A 16,816-nucleotide genomic window follows, 5' to 3' on the forward strand; every position below is an offset into this window, starting at 1 on the left:
CTTATTTTTTAATTAGTGATTTTCCTGTCATTTCTTCAGGTTGTTCAACGTTCAATAGTTCTAGCAATGTTGGTGAAAGATCACCAAGAATTCCTCCATCACGGAGTTCCGCCCCATCTTTCGTTACAATGACGGGTACAGGGTTTGTCGTATGAGCTGTCATAGCGTCTCCATCCAAGGTCGTCACCTCATCAGAGTTCCCATGGTCAGCCGTAATGATCGCATGTCCACCTTTTTCATGGATCTTATCTACGATCTTACCTAAGCATTCATCTACGGCTTCAATCGCTTTAATGGTCGGCTCAAGCATCCCTGAGTGTCCAACCATATCAGGATTGGCAAAGTTTAAAATAATCGCGTTGTGTTTCTCTGCATCCAGTGCCTCAAGAAGTGCATCTGTAACTTCATAAGCACTCATTTCCGGCTGCAGGTCATACGTCGCAACTTTCGGAGAATCGATGAGGATGCGCTCTTCCCCTTCGAATTCTTTTTCACGACCGCCACTCATGAAGAACGTCACGTGTGGATACTTCTCTGTCTCCGCAATACGCAACTGTTTCATATCATTGTCAGCGAGAACTTCCCCGACGGTGTTTTTCAAGTCATTCGGTGGGAAAGCAATCTTACTTTTGACCTGGTCGCTGTATTGAGTCATCCCCACAAAGTGAAGATTCTTCGGTGCTTTGTCACCACGCTCATAACCATCAAAGTCGTCGTTTGCGAATGTACGAGAAAGTTGGATGGCGCGATCCGGTCTGAAATTGAAGAAAATAACACTGTCTTCATCTTCCACCGTGCCGATAGGGTTGTTGTCCTCATCTGTTAAGACAACAGGTTCAACAAACTCATCGTACACTTCCTGCTCATAAGAATCATCAATTGCCTTGATTGGATCCTTGTACGTTGGACCCTCACCGTAGGCGATGGCATCATAAGCTTTTTTCACACGTTCCCAGCGATTGTCACGATCCATCGCATAGTAACGTCCGGAAAGGGTAGCGATTTGCCCTACGCCTACTTCTTCAATCGCTTCTAGCGCCTGTTTGATATAAGTCTTAGCCGATTGCTGACCTACATCACGGCCATCAAGAAAAGCGTGAATATAGACTTTTTCAAGACCTTCTTCTTTAGCCAGTTTCAAGGTAGCAATCATATGGTCGATATGGCTGTGAATCCCGCCATCAGATAAAAGACCGAAAATATGAAGAGCTTTACTTTTCGCCTTTGCTTCACGAACCGCGTTCAGCAACACTTCATTTTCAAAGAAGTCCCCTTCACGGATGGAAAGGTTAATTCTTGTCAGACTTTGATAAACGACACGACCTGCGCCGATGTTCAAGTGTCCGACTTCAGAGTTACCCATTTGACCTTCTGGCAGTCCGACAGCTTCCCCGCATGCCGTTAATTGAGAATGCGGGAATTGGTTCCAGTAACGATCAAAGTTTGGTGTGTTCGCTTGTTTGACAGCATTGCCTTTCTCTTCATCACGAAGAGCGTAGCCGTCAAGGATGATTAAGGCAGCAAGGTTCTGCTTACTCATTCTTACCTGCCTCCACTAGTTTTAGGAAAGAATCAGCTTCAAGGCTGGCTCCTCCTACTAGAGCACCATCGATGTCGGACTGAGATAGTAGTTCATCAACGTTTGCAGGCTTCACGCTGCCACCATATTGAATGCGAACAGCTTCCGCTGCATCCGCACTTACATAATCACTGACGACTTTACGAATGTGAGTGCAAACTTCATTCGCTTGTTCAGATGTCGCTGTACGACCTGTGCCAATCGCCCAGATCGGCTCATAAGCAATGATTGTCTCTGCACATTGGTCATTTGTCAGGCCGTCCAATGCTTTTTTCACTTGTGTCTCAACAACGTTCATCGTTTCATTTGCTTCACGTTGTTCTAGAGATTCCCCTACACAAATGATTGGTGTCAAGCCGTGGTTAAATGCAGCATGAACTTTTTTGTTTACCTCTTCATCAGTTTCCTTGAAGATTTCGCGACGCTCGGAGTGGCCAAGTACGACGTAAGAAACGCCAAGTTCTTTCAGCATGACCGGGCTTACTTCACCAGTAAACGCACCGCTTTCTTCAAAGTGCATGTTCTGGGCACCGATTTTAAGACTTGTACCTTCAGTTTCTTCTACCAGTTTTTGTAGAAAAGGAAATGGAGCACAAACAACCGATTCTACCTGCTCAGAGGAAGGAACTTCGTTTTTAGCTGTTTGAATAAAATCTTCTGCTTCACGGTGGTTTTTATTCATTTTCCAGTTACCAGCAATTACTTTTTTACGCATATGGTTTCACCTCTCCTTTTTATTTATCGTTCAACAAGGATACACCAGGAAGATCTTTACCTTCCATGAATTCCAAGGAAGCCCCGCCACCTGTGGAGACGTGGTCCATGTCATTTGCATATCCGAATTTCTCTACGGCTGCTGCAGAGTCGCCTCCACCGATGACCGTGTAGCCATCTGTTTCAGAAAGAGCGTTCGCTACAGCTTTTGTACCGTTAGCAAAAGATTCGATTTCAAAGACGCCCATTGGTCCGTTCCAGATGACCAATTTAGAATCTTTAATGACTTCTGCATATTTTTCTCTCGTTTTCGGACCGATATCCAGTGCTTCCCAGTCGGCTGGGATACTGTCGATTCCGACTTCTTTCTTGTTTGCAGAATCAGAGAAATCATCAGCAACGACGACATCTTCAGGCATAAGGAAATTGACGCCTTTTTCTTCTGCTTTCTTCATATATTCTTTAGCTAGATCTATTTTATCTTCTTCCAGTAGGGACTTACCGATTTCGTGACCCAGGGCTTTTACGAATGTGTAGGCAAGACCTCCACCGATGATCAAGTTATCGACTTTATCAATCAAGTTGTCAATGACGCCGATCTTATCTTTCACTTTCGCACCACCAATGATGGCTGTGAATGGACGCTCAGGATTAGACAGCGCCTTACCTAGAACGTTGATTTCTTTCTCCATCAGGAAACCAGCAACGGCAGGAATATGCTCAGCAACACCTGCTGTAGAAGCATGCGCACGGTGGGCAGCACCGAAAGCATCGTTTACATAGAGGTCAGCCATGTCTGCAAAGGCTTTGGCTAATTCCGCATCATTCTTCTCTTCGCCAGGGTTGAAGCGTACGTTTTCGATCAGAAGAACATCGCCGTTTTCCATTTCAGAAATGGCTTTGTTCACTTCACCGCCGTATACTTCATCCGTTTTTGTAACGGTTTGTCCCAGAACATCGCTCAGACGCTTGGCTACAGGATCAAGACGAAGGTCTTCGACAACTTCCCCTTTTGGACGTCCAAGGTGACTGGCAAGAATGACTTTCGCACCGTTTCCAGTCAGGTGCTTGATTGTAGGGAGGGCAGCTTTAATTCGAGTGTCGTCTGTGACCTCTCCCTCGCTCATCGGTACATTGAAGTCAACACGGCAAAAAACGGTTTTACCGTTCACTTCAACGTCGCGGATTGTTTTCTTATTCATAGAATGACAACCTCCTTGGTTTGTGGTCAGGTTCATCGCCTGCCCTTATGTACGTTTCCACAGTTTCATTGTGCAGAAACGCCGATAAGCAGGATGCGAAAAAACATGGATAAAGGAGGAGGACCTGAGACCTCCTCCTTTCCAGCTTTTTCATAGTATTTTCTAAAACGGCTCAGATATTACAAGCCTTGGTTTTTAAGGTATACAGCCAAGTCTACACAACGGTTGGAGTAACCAGTTTCGTTGTCATACCAAGAAACAATTTTAACCATATTGTTTTCAAGGATTAGTGTAGAAAGACCATCAATGATAGAAGAGTGAGTGTTGCCATTGTAGTCCGTAGAAACAAGTGGCTCGTCACTGTAGCCAAGGATTCCTTTAAGGTTTCCTTCAGCTTCTGCGCGAAGAGCTTCGTTCACTTCTTCAGCTGTTACATCTTTATCAAGCTCAGCAACCAAGTCTACGATTGAAACGTTGGATGTTGGTACACGCATAGCCATACCGCTAAGCTTGCCATCAAGGTGTGGAAGAACTTTTGCAACGGCTTGTGCAGCACCAGTTGTCGTTGGGATGATGTTCTCAGCAGCTGCACGAGCACGACGGTAATCTTTGTGTGGAAGATCAAGGATCTGTTGGTCGTTCGTGTAAGAGTGAACAGTTGTCATCATACCGCGCTTAAGACCGAACTTCTCGTCAAGAACTTTTGCGTATGGAGCCAAGCAGTTCGTTGTGCAAGAAGCGTTAGAGATAACGTGGTGAGAATCTTTGTCGTACTGGTCTTCGTTTACACCCATAACGACTGTAAGGTCTTCTTGCTTCGCTGGAGCAGAGATAACGACTTTCTTAGCGCCTGCATCCAAGTGTTTCTTCGCATCGTCACGCTGAGTGAAGCGACCTGTAGATTCGATAACGATATCTACGCCAAGATCTCCCCAACCAAGTTGAGCTGGATCTTTTTCAGAAAGTACTTTAACTTCTTTTCCGCCGACAATCAGGTTGTCACCGTTTGTTGTCACTTCTTGCTCAAGCTTACCGTGTACAGTATCGTATTGAAGCAAGTGTGCAAGCATATTTGCATCTGTCAAGTCGTTAACCGCTACTACCTCTACTTCATTGTTGTTCAAAGCAGCACGGAAAACATTACGTCCAATACGTCCAAATCCGTTAATACCAATTCTTACTGTCATGCAAAATTCCTCCTTAGGATGATTGAAATCATATTTATTTAAAGGGATAAACCCCTTATTAACTCTTGGGCTGCACCTTCATCAGTGATCAGGACATTACTCTGGCCCGGTTGGAAATAAGATGAGATGGCTTGTGCTTTTGAACGACCTCCAGCAACAGCAATGACATGTTTCGCACGCTTCAGGTCTTCTAATTGCAGACCGACCGTACGAACTTTGTGAACGATCTCACCCTCCACATTGAAATAGTAACCAAAAGCTTCGCCTACCGCGTTGTACGTTTTGATCAATTCCAATTGTTCAGGGGAAGTCTTTCTCCGTTCTGCCATCGTAAGCGCATCGCCGACTCCGTGAATGACGATTTCCGCGTTTCGGATGATGTCCAACACTTCTTTGATCGAAGGTTCTTCTTTTATCGTCTGATAGGATTCCTCACTGAGAGGATCGGGTACATATAAAAGACGATAGTCACCCCTAGCCTTTTTCGCCATTTCCGCGCAAATCGTGTTGGCCTGGTTTTCAACTCTTTCACCTAATCCTCCACGCGCAGGAACGTATAAGCACTGATCAGCTCCAGACAGCGGCGTCATCACTTGTGCGACGGATGCCATCGTTGTTCCGCCTGTAATGGCAATCACCTGATCCGGCGACATATGTTCTTTCAAATATTGGACACATGCTTTTCCCATCTCTTGTTTTACCCAATTAAGCTCATCGCTATCACCTGGAACAACAACGACATGGTCTAAATTTAATTTATCCTTTAATTGTTGTTCTAAAACCTTAATCCCAGAGACCTCTTTAATAAACTCGGCCAGCTGATCAAGAATGTTCTGCCCTTCATAACTTAAGTGCATACCTCTTGAGGTGATCTCTACAGCTCCTTGTTTGTTCAAAAAGTCCACTTCGCTTCGAACCGTACGTTCAGCAAGCTCAACACTTTCAGCTAACGCTCTTCGGCCCACAGGCTGCATGATCTGGATGTAATACAACAGCTGATAACGGCGCTGTATAACGTCCAGGACATCCGGGAATAATTTTTTTTGTAAGTCGATGAACGCTCTCATGGAAAAGCCCCTTCTTTGAAATGGTACCAACCGGGATGTATTACGTCCCAGCTAGTCATATTATGTCCCGCTCGGAGCAAAAAAATATCTTATTTCAATTTTATATTAACAGTGGGGTAGTCCACGTGCAAGCGAAAACCTAGACGTTTTTCATTGTAAACGCTTCATTAGTTCGAAGTAATCAATTTCACGATAATCCAACTCTTCCTCACCGATTTTCAAAACCGGTATCTCGAGCATATACTTCTCAAGGAATGCAGGATCGCTTTCAATATCAACCAATATGACTTTGACATCAAACAAAGACAACAAGTCCTTAACTTCATCGCATAACCCACAGTTTTCTTTTACATATAAGATAACTTCAGACATATAGAGTCCTCCCTGAACTTCCATTTTCATCATATCAAAGGAAGCTTGCCTCATCCATCCCGGAAACTCAGGCTCAAGATACTTAGGGACCCGATATGTTTGATAGCATTTGGAGATTCCCGGGAATCTCCCTTGACTCTTAATATAATGTAACGAACCCTAGAATCTCGAAATTAAATCATACATTATTCAGCCATTTACTTTACTTTGAATACTTGCTGACTAAAATTAAGAAACAAAAAAAGACATGCTTCAGGAAGCATGTCCTTTTTTATCATAAAAACCATTATCGATTTTCAATTTTCGTTTATTCAAGAAATGAGCTAACTCTTCGCCTACATAGTTTTCAGGTGTTCGTTTCAATGACTCATAGTTGAAGGATAACTTTTGCTGCTCCTGCATGTCGAACACATGAATCCGCCTGTCTTCAGAAACTTCTTCAGTCGACAACATTTTGTAACGGATTAGTTTTGTCATATATACCCCTCTTCTAAATAAAGCGAAAAGTCTAACTTTATTTATTCAATAATAACATAGAAAAAAGCCGAAATAAACTACATTACGATACTATAAACCAAATAAGTGTTCGTATAATTCTTGTGATATTTCTGTCTAATCCATATTTAAATAACACTGATGTAACCGCAAAGGATTCTACAAGGGTTAATATATTAATATAATGATATTCCTGTAAAAAATAGGACCTCCCTTACATTTAAGGAAGGTCCTTCTAGTTTAGCGCGCCCGAGAGGATTCGAACCCCCGACTGACGTAGAACCGGAATCTACCGCTCTATCCAACTGAGCTACGGGCGCAAAAGCGACATGCATTTAATATTATAAGGAGAATCACCAAAAAACGCAACCCATTTTTTATAGTCTTCCACAAAAGCTCCCGATTGTGGAAGACTCAGTTTCGAGACGTTTGTGTGAGCGGTTCGGGGCGTCCGGGGTTGACTCGCTTTCCGCGGGAGTGCAAGGAGCATCTCCCGAGTAGACCTTAAGAAAGACTTGTCTGGTTGAAATAATGAATGATAAATCCCTTGCCATGGATACGGGGTCAGGGAAACGACTATTTGCGGTTTTTTGAATCCGTTTGTACAAAAACACACACGTTTGTGTCTCCATTCGCTTTACATGCGGACGTTTCCCAGACCCTGTCCCCTTACCTTATTCGTGCAGGATCTATGGTTAAAAAGACTCTATAACGGCGAGGGTGAGCAGGTCATTCTTACAGAGCTCGGCAGGTTAATGTTAGAGGGATTTCTTGTGGGAAGTGCGTGGTAGATGAGACCCCGCAGAGCGTTAGCTCGAGGAGGCTCATCACTCGCCCACGGAAAGCGAACCTTTTCCCGGAGCCACTAGAATCCCACAAAAGTCTCGAAATCGAGTCTTCCACAGTCCTGTCATATAGCTTAATTATAGGTTCGGACGTTTATATAGGTAAATTTAGGGTATCATGGTAGAAGGAATTGGAACACATCACATAGAACGAATAAGAATAGCCGTTTTTCATACTTAAAAGGCGTAACCACCCTTGCTGAAATAAAGGATAAAAGGTCGATTGTTTTTGTTTGACCTTTATTGACCTTATAGGTATGATGAATGTATTCCATCATTATTAATTTGATGTTAAGGAGGAATTTCAAATGAATTTAGTCCCTACAGTTATTGAACAAACAAACCGCGGAGAACGTGCCTATGATATTTATTCCCGCTTACTTAAAGACCGCATCATCATGCTAGGAAGCCCGATTGATGATAACATCTCAAACTCTGTTGTTGCGCAGTTGCTTTTCCTTGCGGCTGACGATCCAGAAAAAGATATTTCCCTATACATCAACTCTCCTGGTGGATCGATCACAGCAGGTATGGCGATTTATGATACGATGCAGTTCATCAAACCGAACGTATCCACGATCTGCACAGGTATGGCTGCATCTATGGGTGCCTTCTTGCTTAACGCTGGTGAACCTGGTAAACGTTATGCACTACCTAACAGTGAAGTCATGATTCACCAACCGCTTGGAGGAACACAAGGCCAGGCTTCAGATATCGAAATTCACGCAAAGCGTATTATTAAAATGCGTGAGAAGCTGAATAAGATTCTTGCTGAGCGTACTGGACAGCCGATGGAAGTCATCGAACGCGACACGGATCGTGATAACTTCATGTCAGCCCATGAAGCTGTTGACTACGGCTTGATCGATAAAGTCATGGAGAAAAACGAACAATAAGAAAAACACAAAATCCGCTGTGATGACACAGCGGATTTTTTTGTGCTGTATGAAACCGTTCCCTCATTGGAGAACGTTCATTTTTTCACATAAACAATGATTACTCATTCTTCACGAAGTCAGTAAGCACCTGAACAGCTTCTTCCTCATCAGAACCGTCTGCAATTAACTTAATGTCTTCATCGGTTCCGACAGCAAGGCTCATTAACCCCATAATACTTTTGGCATTCACACGTTTCTCACCTTTTTCGATAAAAACATCTGCGGTGAACTTGTTCGCTTCTTGTACGAATTGCGCTGCTGGTCTTGCCTGTAAACCTGTCTCAAGCTCAATCGTTATCGTCCTCTCAATCACCTGTCATTCTCCTCTCATTCTATATTTCAACTTCTTTGTAAGCGGATTCAATACTGAGAAAAAAGAACGCTCTCTTGTAGAAAGCGTTTATAATTGTATTTCATTATAGCATGAATTTGTTAAGGAAACATTAATTTCTTGTGTTTTCTATGACTTCACCTTTTCTAACTTTTTCGGCGAACTCGTCAATTTTACGCAGGCGGTGATTGATGCCTGATTTACTAATCGACCCACCAGAAACATACTCCCCAAGCTCTTTCAAGGAAACTTCCTGGTGCTGCAGCCTTAACGATGCAATCTCCTGCAATTTATCTGGGAGAGCTTCTAAGCCTACTGTCCGTTTAATGAATTTTATGTTCTCCACTTGGCGGAAAGCTGCACCGATCGTCTTATTTAAATTCGCTGTCTCACAATTGACGAGACGATTGACCGAGTTTCTCATATCCCGGACGATCCTCACATCTTCAAACTTGAAAAGGGCTTGGTGGGCTCCGATATTGCTGATGAGCTCCGTAATTTTATCCGCTTCTTTCAAGTACGTGATGTATCCTTTTTTACGACTGAGCGTCCTTGCATGTAACCCAAAACTATTCATAAGCTTACACAACGCCTCGTTGTGTTCCTCATCTGAAGAATAAATTTCAAGATGATAGGAAGAGGTCTCTGGGTTGTTGACGGAACCGCCCGCAAGAAATGCTCCCCGTAAATAAGCCCTTTTACAACATGTATCGTTCAAATACTTTTGAGGGATATCTGGATTAATGGATAGAGGACCTTTCAAGATTTCAAGATCTTCAAGAACGACATTCGCTTTCTCCTTCATCCTTACAATATAAACATTGTTCTTTTTCAACCTCATTTTTTTCCGAACAAGGAGTTCTACCGGGTAGGGATAAAGCTTTTTGATTAACGTGTAGATCCTTCTGGCAATCGCTGCATTCTCTGTTTGTACGTCCAGAATATATTCACGATTGGAAAGGGAAAATGTGCCGTTCATACGGACAAGGGCAGCCAGTTCCGATTCCATGCAGCAAGTATCAGCTTCTACATTCGTTAATTCTTTTTTGATCTCTGATGCAAATGACATGATGTACACCCCCTTCTACCTACCACGCAACACCTATAGCATGGAGTGCAATAACTTTGCTAATTTTTCTGTGTCATGACGTAACATAGGCTTACTGTGGTCGATGATATCTTCTTCTATGACTTTCAATCCCATGGATTTAATTCTTTCAATATCGTAAACGACGGGCTCCGCATTTTCTTCAGCATAAGCAGCCCTCAACCCTTGATCAATCGGTTGATTATGCACAATCACTGACTGTAACACATCTTCTCCAATATGATCAAATAAGGCCTGGATATGATCAGCTGCCGTGTAACCAGAAGTTTCCCCCTCCTGTGTCATCACGTTGCATATATAAGTGACCATCGCTTTCGTTTCTTTCAATGCCTGCCCAATTTCCGGAATGATGATGTTCGGTAATATACTTGTGTAAAGACTTCCCGGAGAGATGACAATCAAATCCGCGGATTTGATTGCCTCTACAGCTTCTGGCAAAGGCTGAATCGGCGTAGGGCTCACGTACACCCTTTTGATTTTCTTGTTCTGTTTCGGAATACTTGACTCACCGGTAACAACCGTTCCATCCTCCATCTCCGCATGGAGGTTCATGGAATGATTGGCAATCGGATAAATATGACCGCGCACATTCAGGACTCTGGAGATTTCTTTTATCCCTTTATAAAAGTCTCCCGTCATGGATGCCATCGCAGCTAGCAAAAGGTTTCCCATGGAGTGACCAGACAAGCCGTTACCCGCTGCAAAACGGTGCTGAAAAAGCTCAAGGAGCATAGGCTCAGCATCGGAAAGGGCAGCCACGACATTCCTGATATCCCCCGGGGCAGGAATCGCCATCTCGTTACGTAAGCGGCCGGAGCTTCCACCGTCATCAGCAACCGTAACAATCGCTGACAGGTCAATCGGTAAATTTTTCAACCCGCGCAAGAGCACAGGCATCCCGGTCCCGCCACCTACAACGACGACACGCGGCTTGGTCTTATGATCCATCCGTTACAAACCCTTTCTTTTATCAATGTCTCTGTGAGTGACATGGGTCACGAAGTCAGTAGAGAAGTATTCCGATAAATGTTCAGCAAGCGCTACAGAGCGGTGTTGACCGCCTGTACAGCCGACAGCAACGACAAGCTGACTTTTCCCTTCACGTTTGTATTGAGGAAGCATGAATTGAAGCAAGTCCTTCAGCTTTTCAAGGAACTTCTGAGTATCGCTCCACTTAAAAACATAGGAAGATACTTCTGTGTTCAACCCTGTCAACGGACGCATATGTTCGACATAGTGCGGGTTCGGCAGGAAACGCACATCAAACATCAAGTCTGCATCAATGGGAACGCCGTATTTAAAGCCGAAGGATACCATTTGAATAGAAAACACCTGTTGTTCCTTCTGACGATATTTTTCAATGATGCGCTCCCGCAGTTCTTTTGGTTTCAATGATGTCGTATCAATGATCGTCTGAGAACGGCCTCTCAGCTCATCCAGCATTTTTCTCTCTCTACGAATACCTTCAAGCGGCAGCCCTTCTTTAGCAAGGGGATGAGATCTTCGTGTTTCTTTATAGCGGGAAACAAGCGCCTGATCTTCTGAATCAAGGAAAAGAATATGTTCTTGCAGCCAGTCCTCTTTTCCCAGACGGTCAAGAGAATCAAAGAGCGCATCGAAAAATTCTCGTCCACGTAAATCCATCACTAGAGCCACATTTTGGATATTGTTGCTGGAATCTTTCATCAGTTCGAGAAATTTCGGAAGCAGGGCCGGTGGTAAGTTATCGACACAAAAAAAACCGAGATCTTCAAAGCTTTGAACAGCTACGGTTTTCCCTGCCCCTGACATCCCTGTGATGATTACTAACTGAGTATCGTTGGCATTTACTTCCATCTTTCATCGCTCCCCATTAGTCAGGTCGTGACGGATCCAAATCTTGATCGATCAAGCGGAAGTCCGTCGTATATACAAATGTTCCATATACTTGCTCTTCACTACTTAGGATATGCTTGAAAATTCTCCGATCTCCCTCTGCCATCGGCTTTTGAAGAACTTCTTTAACCGGAACCCACTCCAGTTCACCTTCTTCACTTTCATCAAGCAAATCCCCCGAATAGCTCGTACTGTAAAAAGTAAACATCATCCATTCATGAGCGGTTTTCTCTTCTTCCCGCATGACGAATGTAAAGGAACCACGAAGCTCTGGTTTTTCGATTGAAAGCCCCGTTTCTTCTTTAAACTCCCGGACGACGGAATCTTTGATATTCTCTCCGGCTTCCATCTTTCCGCCAGGGGCTACATACCAGCCTCTGCGTGGTTTTTTTAACATCAATACGGAATCATCAACTTTCAAAATACAATTCGCTACACGCTGCATCGTTATGGTCACCTCATTTTATTTCTAGAGGGCATCTCCACCCATTATACAATGAATACACAGGTTGCTACAATATTATGTTCCACAGCCGTTATTGAAAACTATCTCCTTTAAACTTATTTGGAAAAAGGTTTCGTTGATTATGTTGTGATTGAATGGAACGAAACCTTAGCTGAAAATTAAAGGAATATCTACTAATAAAAGTTCTGCATTTCAAAAAGCCCATTTATAAAACAAAAAAAGACACAGATGACGAGCACCTGTGCCTCATAGAGATTAATCTATTAAAAGGGGGTCAATTAATCATTTCCATCGTAACAGGAAAATGTTTCATAAGTGTTACACCCGAGTTAAAATGGTGTTTCTTTTTAATTGACGACCTTCAATTCCTCTAAAAGATTTTCAATATAGTGCTGGGCAGATTGTGCGGCGATACTTCCATCACCAGTGGCTGTCACAATTTGACGCAATTCTTTTTCGCGGATGTCTCCGGCAGCGAATACGCCCGGTACTTTCGTTTCCATATTCTCATCTGTTTCGATATATCCTTGTTCATTCGTGATGCCTAGACTTTCGAATGGTGTGGACAATGGAATCATTCCAATATAGATGAATGTACCATTGGTATCGAATTCGTATTCTTCATCTGTTTTTTTATTGTGAAGCGTGACGCTTCCCACTTTTCCATCTTTTTCATTGATGGATTTGACAACGGTATCCCAGATGAAGTCGATCTTGTCGTTATCAAAAGCGCGATCCTGAAGAATCTTCTGTGCGCGTAATTCATCACGACGGTGGACGATTGTTACTTTGCTTGCAAAGCGCGTAAGGTAGACACCTTCTTCTACTGCAGAATCTCCTCCGCCTACAACGACTAGTTCTTTATCACGGAAGAATGCACCGTCACAAACCGCGCAATATGAAACGCCGCGGCCGCCAAGTTCTTTTTCACCTTGCACACCAAGTTCTTTATATTGAGCACCTGTCGTTACGATGACGGCACGTGCTTTGTATTCTTTGTTACCGGCTTTGACCGTTTTGTATTCCTTACCATCTACGACTTCTTTGATGTCGCCATACGCATATTCTGCACCGAATTTTTTTGCGTGATCGAACATTTTGTTAGATAAGTCTGGGCCAAGAATACTTTCAAAGCCTGGGTAGTTTTCAACGTCCTCCGTGTTCGCCATTTGACCACCCGGAATGCCACGCTCGATCATAAGCGTATCCAGGTTGGCACGAGAGGTGTAAACAGCTGCTGTCATGCCAGCAGGACCTGCTCCGGCAATAATGACATCATAAATGCGATCTTCACTCATCAATCTTCACTCCTTATGAATCCAAATAATCTCAGTTGCAATTCCTGTACATATCATAGTAAATCATACGAAAACCGTCCATTAATGTGCTTATTGGTGAAAGAAATGCATGTTCACCTATTCCTGCTCCCAGGGTCCGCCTTCGTTCCCCATCTTCGGGAACTGCTTGCATCCCTTTTCCCATAGTTGCAACGCTTTAGACGGATTACCTGTATGATAAACAGAGATGCTGTACCATTTGTAGTAAACTCTGCGGCGAGTAACCTGCTTATCACGAAGCGACCTGAACCGTTCGACCGCTTCTTGGTAATAGCCTGCTCTTGCAAGAGTCTCAGCTACGGCTAGTTTTTGCTGTTCATGCATAGGAAATACATTGCGGAGTCGTTCAATATGAAATGCCGCTTCTTCCGTCATCCCCTGCTTCAGATAAAAAGCAGCCAAATTCACGTCACAGTGAATGTTCGCCGGTTCTTTTTCCAAGGTCTCTTTTTCAAGCTGAATCGCTTCTTCACGGTCTCCGTTCATGAACAATGCGTAGGCGTATCGATGTTTAGCGATTTTGAATTCCGGGAAAAGCTGCATCATTTCATCAAGGACACTTAACGCTTCATCCCACTCCTCTTGCTCTAAATGGTAAAAAGCTGTTTCCTGATAGATAATCAGCTCATCCTCATCCTCAAACGCCCAATCATCGTCTTCATCTTCTTCCTCTAAAGAATCCAGCATATCTCTCAATTGCTTAGCTGCTTCTTCAAATTCGCCGTCCCCAGGTTGTTCTAAATAGGTGTCGACATATTTTTTGGCATCATTAAGAAGACCGAGGTGTGCGTAATTATTCGCCATCAGATAGTAACAATCGACATATTCTTTGCCGTGTTCAGCCAATACCTCGGTCAGCACCTGATTTGCGGCATGATAAGAGCCAACTTCCGTATAAACGACAGAAAGTTGGCATGGATATAATGGTTCCTCGGGAGAAGCTTCAATCGCCTTTTTCAGCCACTTGACAGCAGCACTGAAACGACGCTTTTGAAAAGCTTGAATCCCATGAGAAAAATAAAATGAACCTGTAGGTACAAATGGGATAATGTTCGTATCCTGTTGTGCTGTAGTTCCTTTAAGTGTTGTCGTCATGACTGTCCCCCTATTTCCGTTTCAAATCTCACTAATTATGCAGTATAACATAAATGCTCACAGAGAAATAGGAGAAAAATGTAATCCATTAGGAATGACGTTTTTCCAAAACATCCAGAACATCATCCAGTGGGACTTGACGATCAGTCAGGATGAGTAAGAGGTGGAATAATAGATCCGCAGATTCCAAAGCAAGTTCTTCTGGATCATCATTTTTTGCAGCAATGATGACCTCCCCTGCTTCCTCACCGATCTTCTTCGCAATCCGGTCGACCCCTTCCTGGAAAAGTGTGGATGTGTAAGACCCTTCAGGAAGAGTTGCTTTTCGGTCAGCCAATACGGTTTGAAGTTCATCCAGAATTTCATACCGATTTTCTTTTGGCTTAGTTTCAGAATCTGTCAGTTCTTCAGAAAAACAACTATAATCCCCTCTGTGGCACGCTGGACCTGCTGGCACCACTTGGACAAGCAAGGCATCCTGGTCACAATCGTAATGGATGCTTCTCACTTCCTGTGTATTTCCGGAAGTCTCCCCTTTGTGCCATAACTCTTGACGGGAGCGGCTGTAGAATACTGTTTCACCGATCTCCAACGTTTTTTTCAAAGATTCTTCGTTCATATAGGCTAAGGTCAGGACAGCTTTTGACTTGGTATCTTGCACAATCGCTGGAACGAGACCTTGTGCATCGAATTGAATGTTATCTATATTCATCGGACAGGCACTCCTTTTTCCTTCAAATACGCTTTCACGTTTTGCACAGACGTTTCTTTATAGTGAAAAATCGATGCGGCTAGTGCAGCATCTGCTTCAGCTTCAGTAAATACGTCATAAAAATGTTCACTGGACCCCGCCCCGCCGGAAGCGATGACAGGTACATTCACAACTTCCTGTACGGCTTTTAATAAAGGCAGATCAAAACCGGATTTTTCTCCATCTTTATTCATGGACGTGAGCAGAATTTCTCCCGCTCCCAGCTTGACCGCTTCTTTCGCCCAGTCCGTCACGAGCCAATCGGTTGGTGTCCGCCCACCATGGGTATAAACACGCCAGTTCGCTGCCTCTTCATCATACTTCGCATCAATCGCGACAACGATGCACTGACTCCCGAAGTAATCCGCTCCTTCCGTGATCAATGCTGGCCTTTTTACAGCGGAAGAGTTCAGGGATACTTTATCTGCTCCATTACGGAGGGTTTCTTTGATGTCCTCAAGCGTGCGGATGCCACCGCCGACGGTAAAAGGAATGGCAAGTTCAGAAGCAACAGAACGGACGACATCAATCATCGTTTTCTTACCTTCATGACTGGCGGAGATATCAAGAAAAACGAGCTCATCTGCGCCTTGTTCGTCGTACACTTTTGCAAGTTCAACAGGATCGCCGGCATCACGGATATCAACGAACTGTATGCCTTTAACAACACGACCTTCCTTTACATCCAGGCAAGGAATAATCCGCTTTGACAGCATTCAGTTCACCTCCACGTCGAGCGCTTCTTTTAAAGTAAATTGGTTCGTGTACAAGGCTTTTCCGACTATCGAACCAATGACATTTCGATCCTTATATTCTTTCAGCTCGACAAGGTCATCCAGGCCTTTGATACCCCCAGATGCAATTACATCTACACCTGTTTCTTCAGCCAAACGGACGATTTCCTTCGTATTCGGACCTGAAAGCATACCGTCTTTTGCAATATCTGTATAAATGAACGTCTTCGCGCCCGCGGAAGCTAGGTCTTTTCCTAAATCAACCGCCTTCACTTCCGATTGTTCCAGCCAACCTGCTGTCGAAACAAAACCGTCACGTGCATCCAGACCAATCGCAATTTGCTCCCCATACTTTGAAAGAAGTTGTTTGGTTGTTTCCACATCGCGGACAGCAAGTGAACCGATGATGACACGATCAACGCCCGCATCCAAGTAAAAGCGGACATCTTCTTCTGAGCGGATACCGCCGCCAATCTGAACGCGACAGTCCAATTCTTTCGCCACTCTCAACACATGCTCCGCGTTTTGCTTGGAACCTTGTTTCGCTCCATCAAGGTCGACCATATGGATCCATGAAGCCCCTGCTTCTACAAATTCCTTTGCCACTTCAAAAGGGTTTTCCCCATAGACGGTTTCTTTATCAAAATCGCCTTGTTCAAGTCGCACACATTTTCCGTCACGCATATCAATCGCTGGATAGATCGTAAAGCTCATCATTAA

Annotated in this window: 18 protein-coding genes and 1 tRNA gene; 1 reads left to right on the plus strand and 18 read right to left on the minus strand. The window is 43.9% G+C overall.

From position 1 onward, the window contains the following. Nucleotide 1: 1 nt before the first annotated feature. The 8 genes from gpmI to ACJA3J_RS16940 form a co-directional block, all read right to left on the minus strand. Nucleotides 2-1,540: a 2,3-bisphosphoglycerate-independent phosphoglycerate mutase gene (gene gpmI / locus ACJA3J_RS16905; RefSeq protein WP_406944666.1), complete on the minus strand. Its 1,539-nt coding sequence runs from the start codon at nt 1,538-1,540 to the stop codon at nt 2-4. Continuing rightward, on the minus strand, nt 1,533-2,294 hold the full coding sequence (gene tpiA / locus ACJA3J_RS16910) for a triose-phosphate isomerase (protein ID WP_089651370.1): 762 nt from the start codon (nt 2,292-2,294) through the stop codon (nt 1,533-1,535). Before tpiA ends, gpmI begins: the two co-directional genes overlap by 8 nt. A 19-nt stretch (nt 2,295-2,313) precedes the next feature. Then, a complete protein-coding gene (locus ACJA3J_RS16915; RefSeq protein WP_089651369.1) occupies nt 2,314-3,495 on the minus strand; it encodes a phosphoglycerate kinase in 1,182 nt (393 codons plus the stop codon). Nucleotides 3,496-3,674: 179 nt separating this feature from the next. Further along, entirely contained in the window at nt 3,675-4,682 is a 1,008-nt protein-coding gene (gene gap / locus ACJA3J_RS16920; protein ID WP_089651368.1) for a type I glyceraldehyde-3-phosphate dehydrogenase, read from the minus strand. A 38-nt stretch (nt 4,683-4,720) separates the two neighbouring features. Beyond that, nucleotides 4,721-5,749 (minus strand): sugar-binding transcriptional regulator, encoded by a 1,029-nt coding sequence (locus ACJA3J_RS16925; protein WP_089651367.1) that lies wholly within the window; start codon nt 5,747-5,749, stop codon nt 4,721-4,723. A 150-nt stretch (nt 5,750-5,899) separates the two neighbouring features. Continuing rightward, nucleotides 5,900-6,121 (minus strand): glutaredoxin family protein, encoded by a 222-nt coding sequence (locus ACJA3J_RS16930; RefSeq protein WP_167356004.1) that lies wholly within the window; start codon nt 6,119-6,121, stop codon nt 5,900-5,902. A gap of 252 nt (nt 6,122-6,373) precedes the next feature. Beyond that, on the minus strand, nt 6,374-6,598 hold the full coding sequence (locus tag ACJA3J_RS16935) for a hypothetical protein (protein WP_089651365.1): 225 nt from the start codon (nt 6,596-6,598) through the stop codon (nt 6,374-6,376). A 262-nt stretch (nt 6,599-6,860) separates the two neighbouring features. After that, nucleotides 6,861-6,936, minus strand: a tRNA-Arg gene (locus ACJA3J_RS16940). Nucleotides 6,937-7,769: 833 nt separating this feature from the next. Between ACJA3J_RS16940 and clpP the strand changes: the two genes are divergently transcribed. Beyond that, nucleotides 7,770-8,357 carry an ATP-dependent Clp endopeptidase proteolytic subunit ClpP gene (gene clpP, locus ACJA3J_RS16945; RefSeq protein ID WP_089651364.1) on the plus strand — a complete coding sequence of 196 codons (588 nt, stop codon included), beginning with the start codon at nt 7,770-7,772 and terminating at the stop codon, nt 8,355-8,357. Between the two features lie 100 nt (nt 8,358-8,457). On the opposite strand, the gene ACJA3J_RS16950 is transcribed toward clpP, so the two are convergent. From ACJA3J_RS16950 to hisA, 10 genes are all read right to left on the minus strand, one after another. Then, entirely contained in the window at nt 8,458-8,712 is a 255-nt protein-coding gene (locus ACJA3J_RS16950) for an HPr family phosphocarrier protein (protein WP_089651363.1), read from the minus strand. 130 nt (nt 8,713-8,842) lie between these two features. After that, a complete protein-coding gene (gene whiA, locus ACJA3J_RS16955; protein ID WP_115822721.1) occupies nt 8,843-9,799 on the minus strand; it encodes a DNA-binding protein WhiA in 957 nt (318 codons plus the stop codon). Nucleotides 9,800-9,832: 33 nt separating this feature from the next. After that, a complete protein-coding gene (gene yvcK / locus ACJA3J_RS16960) occupies nt 9,833-10,786 on the minus strand; it encodes a YvcK family protein (protein WP_089651361.1) in 954 nt (317 codons plus the stop codon). Nucleotides 10,787-10,789: 3 nt separating this feature from the next. Then, a complete protein-coding gene (gene rapZ, locus ACJA3J_RS16965) occupies nt 10,790-11,674 on the minus strand; it encodes an RNase adapter RapZ (protein WP_115822723.1) in 885 nt (294 codons plus the stop codon). A 16-nt stretch (nt 11,675-11,690) separates the two neighbouring features. Beyond that, complete coding sequence (locus tag ACJA3J_RS16970) at nt 11,691-12,158, minus strand: 8-oxo-dGTP diphosphatase (RefSeq protein ID WP_406944667.1); 468 nt, start codon at nt 12,156-12,158, stop codon at nt 11,691-11,693. Between the two features lie 368 nt (nt 12,159-12,526). Then, a complete protein-coding gene (gene trxB, locus ACJA3J_RS16975; RefSeq protein WP_115822725.1) occupies nt 12,527-13,477 on the minus strand; it encodes a thioredoxin-disulfide reductase in 951 nt (316 codons plus the stop codon). Between the two features lie 117 nt (nt 13,478-13,594). Then, nucleotides 13,595-14,611 (minus strand): tetratricopeptide repeat protein, encoded by a 1,017-nt coding sequence (locus tag ACJA3J_RS16980; protein WP_406944668.1) that lies wholly within the window; start codon nt 14,609-14,611, stop codon nt 13,595-13,597. 88 nt (nt 14,612-14,699) lie between these two features. Then, nucleotides 14,700-15,323 carry a bifunctional phosphoribosyl-AMP cyclohydrolase/phosphoribosyl-ATP diphosphatase HisIE gene (gene hisIE, locus ACJA3J_RS16985; protein ID WP_406944669.1) on the minus strand — a complete coding sequence of 208 codons (624 nt, stop codon included), beginning with the start codon at nt 15,321-15,323 and terminating at the stop codon, nt 14,700-14,702. Beyond that, a complete protein-coding gene (gene hisF / locus ACJA3J_RS16990; protein WP_406944670.1) occupies nt 15,320-16,078 on the minus strand; it encodes an imidazole glycerol phosphate synthase subunit HisF in 759 nt (252 codons plus the stop codon). Before hisF ends, hisIE begins: the two co-directional genes overlap by 4 nt. After that, the gene (hisA, locus tag ACJA3J_RS16995) at nt 16,079-16,810 is read right to left on the minus strand and encodes a 1-(5-phosphoribosyl)-5-[(5-phosphoribosylamino)methylideneamino]imidazole-4-carboxamide isomerase (RefSeq protein ID WP_089651354.1); all 732 of its coding nucleotides are present in this window, start codon (nt 16,808-16,810) and stop codon (nt 16,079-16,081) included. Between the last annotated feature and the right edge of the window lie 6 nt (nt 16,811-16,816).

Source organism: Halobacillus sp. SY10 (assembly GCF_045401165.1).
GTDB classification, from domain to species: domain Bacteria; phylum Bacillota; class Bacilli; order Bacillales; family Halobacillaceae; genus Halobacillus; species Halobacillus aidingensis.

Coding starts and splice junctions, on each gene's coding strand:
- hisIE (WP_406944669.1), bottom strand. CDS start 15,323: ATGAATATAGATAACATTCAATTCGATGCACAAGGTCTCGTTCCAGCG.
- ACJA3J_RS16935 (WP_089651365.1), bottom strand. CDS start 6,598: ATGACAAAACTAATCCGTTACAAAATGTTGTCGACTGAAGAAGTTTCT.
- trxB (WP_115822725.1), bottom strand. CDS start 13,477: ATGAGTGAAGATCGCATTTATGATGTCATTATTGCCGGAGCAGGTCCT.
- ACJA3J_RS16925 (WP_089651367.1), bottom strand. CDS start 5,749: ATGAGAGCGTTCATCGACTTACAAAAAAAATTATTCCCGGATGTCCTG.
- ACJA3J_RS16980 (WP_406944668.1), bottom strand. CDS start 14,611: ATGACGACAACACTTAAAGGAACTACAGCACAACAGGATACGAACATT.
- hisF (WP_406944670.1), bottom strand. CDS start 16,078: ATGCTGTCAAAGCGGATTATTCCTTGCCTGGATGTAAAGGAAGGTCGT.
- clpP (WP_089651364.1), top strand. CDS start 7,770: ATGAATTTAGTCCCTACAGTTATTGAACAAACAAACCGCGGAGAACGT.
- ACJA3J_RS16930 (WP_167356004.1), bottom strand. CDS start 6,121: ATGTCTGAAGTTATCTTATATGTAAAAGAAAACTGTGGGTTATGCGAT.
- tpiA (WP_089651370.1), bottom strand. CDS start 2,294: ATGCGTAAAAAAGTAATTGCTGGTAACTGGAAAATGAATAAAAACCAC.
- hisA (WP_089651354.1), bottom strand. CDS start 16,810: ATGAGCTTTACGATCTATCCAGCGATTGATATGCGTGACGGAAAATGT.
- gpmI (WP_406944666.1), bottom strand. CDS start 1,540: ATGAGTAAGCAGAACCTTGCTGCCTTAATCATCCTTGACGGCTACGCT.
- rapZ (WP_115822723.1), bottom strand. CDS start 11,674: ATGGAAGTAAATGCCAACGATACTCAGTTAGTAATCATCACAGGGATG.
- ACJA3J_RS16915 (WP_089651369.1), bottom strand. CDS start 3,495: ATGAATAAGAAAACAATCCGCGACGTTGAAGTGAACGGTAAAACCGTT.
- yvcK (WP_089651361.1), bottom strand. CDS start 10,786: ATGGATCATAAGACCAAGCCGCGTGTCGTCGTTGTAGGTGGCGGGACC.
- whiA (WP_115822721.1), bottom strand. CDS start 9,799: ATGTCATTTGCATCAGAGATCAAAAAAGAATTAACGAATGTAGAAGCT.
- gap (WP_089651368.1), bottom strand. CDS start 4,682: ATGACAGTAAGAATTGGTATTAACGGATTTGGACGTATTGGACGTAAT.
- ACJA3J_RS16970 (WP_406944667.1), bottom strand. CDS start 12,158: ATGCAGCGTGTAGCGAATTGTATTTTGAAAGTTGATGATTCCGTATTG.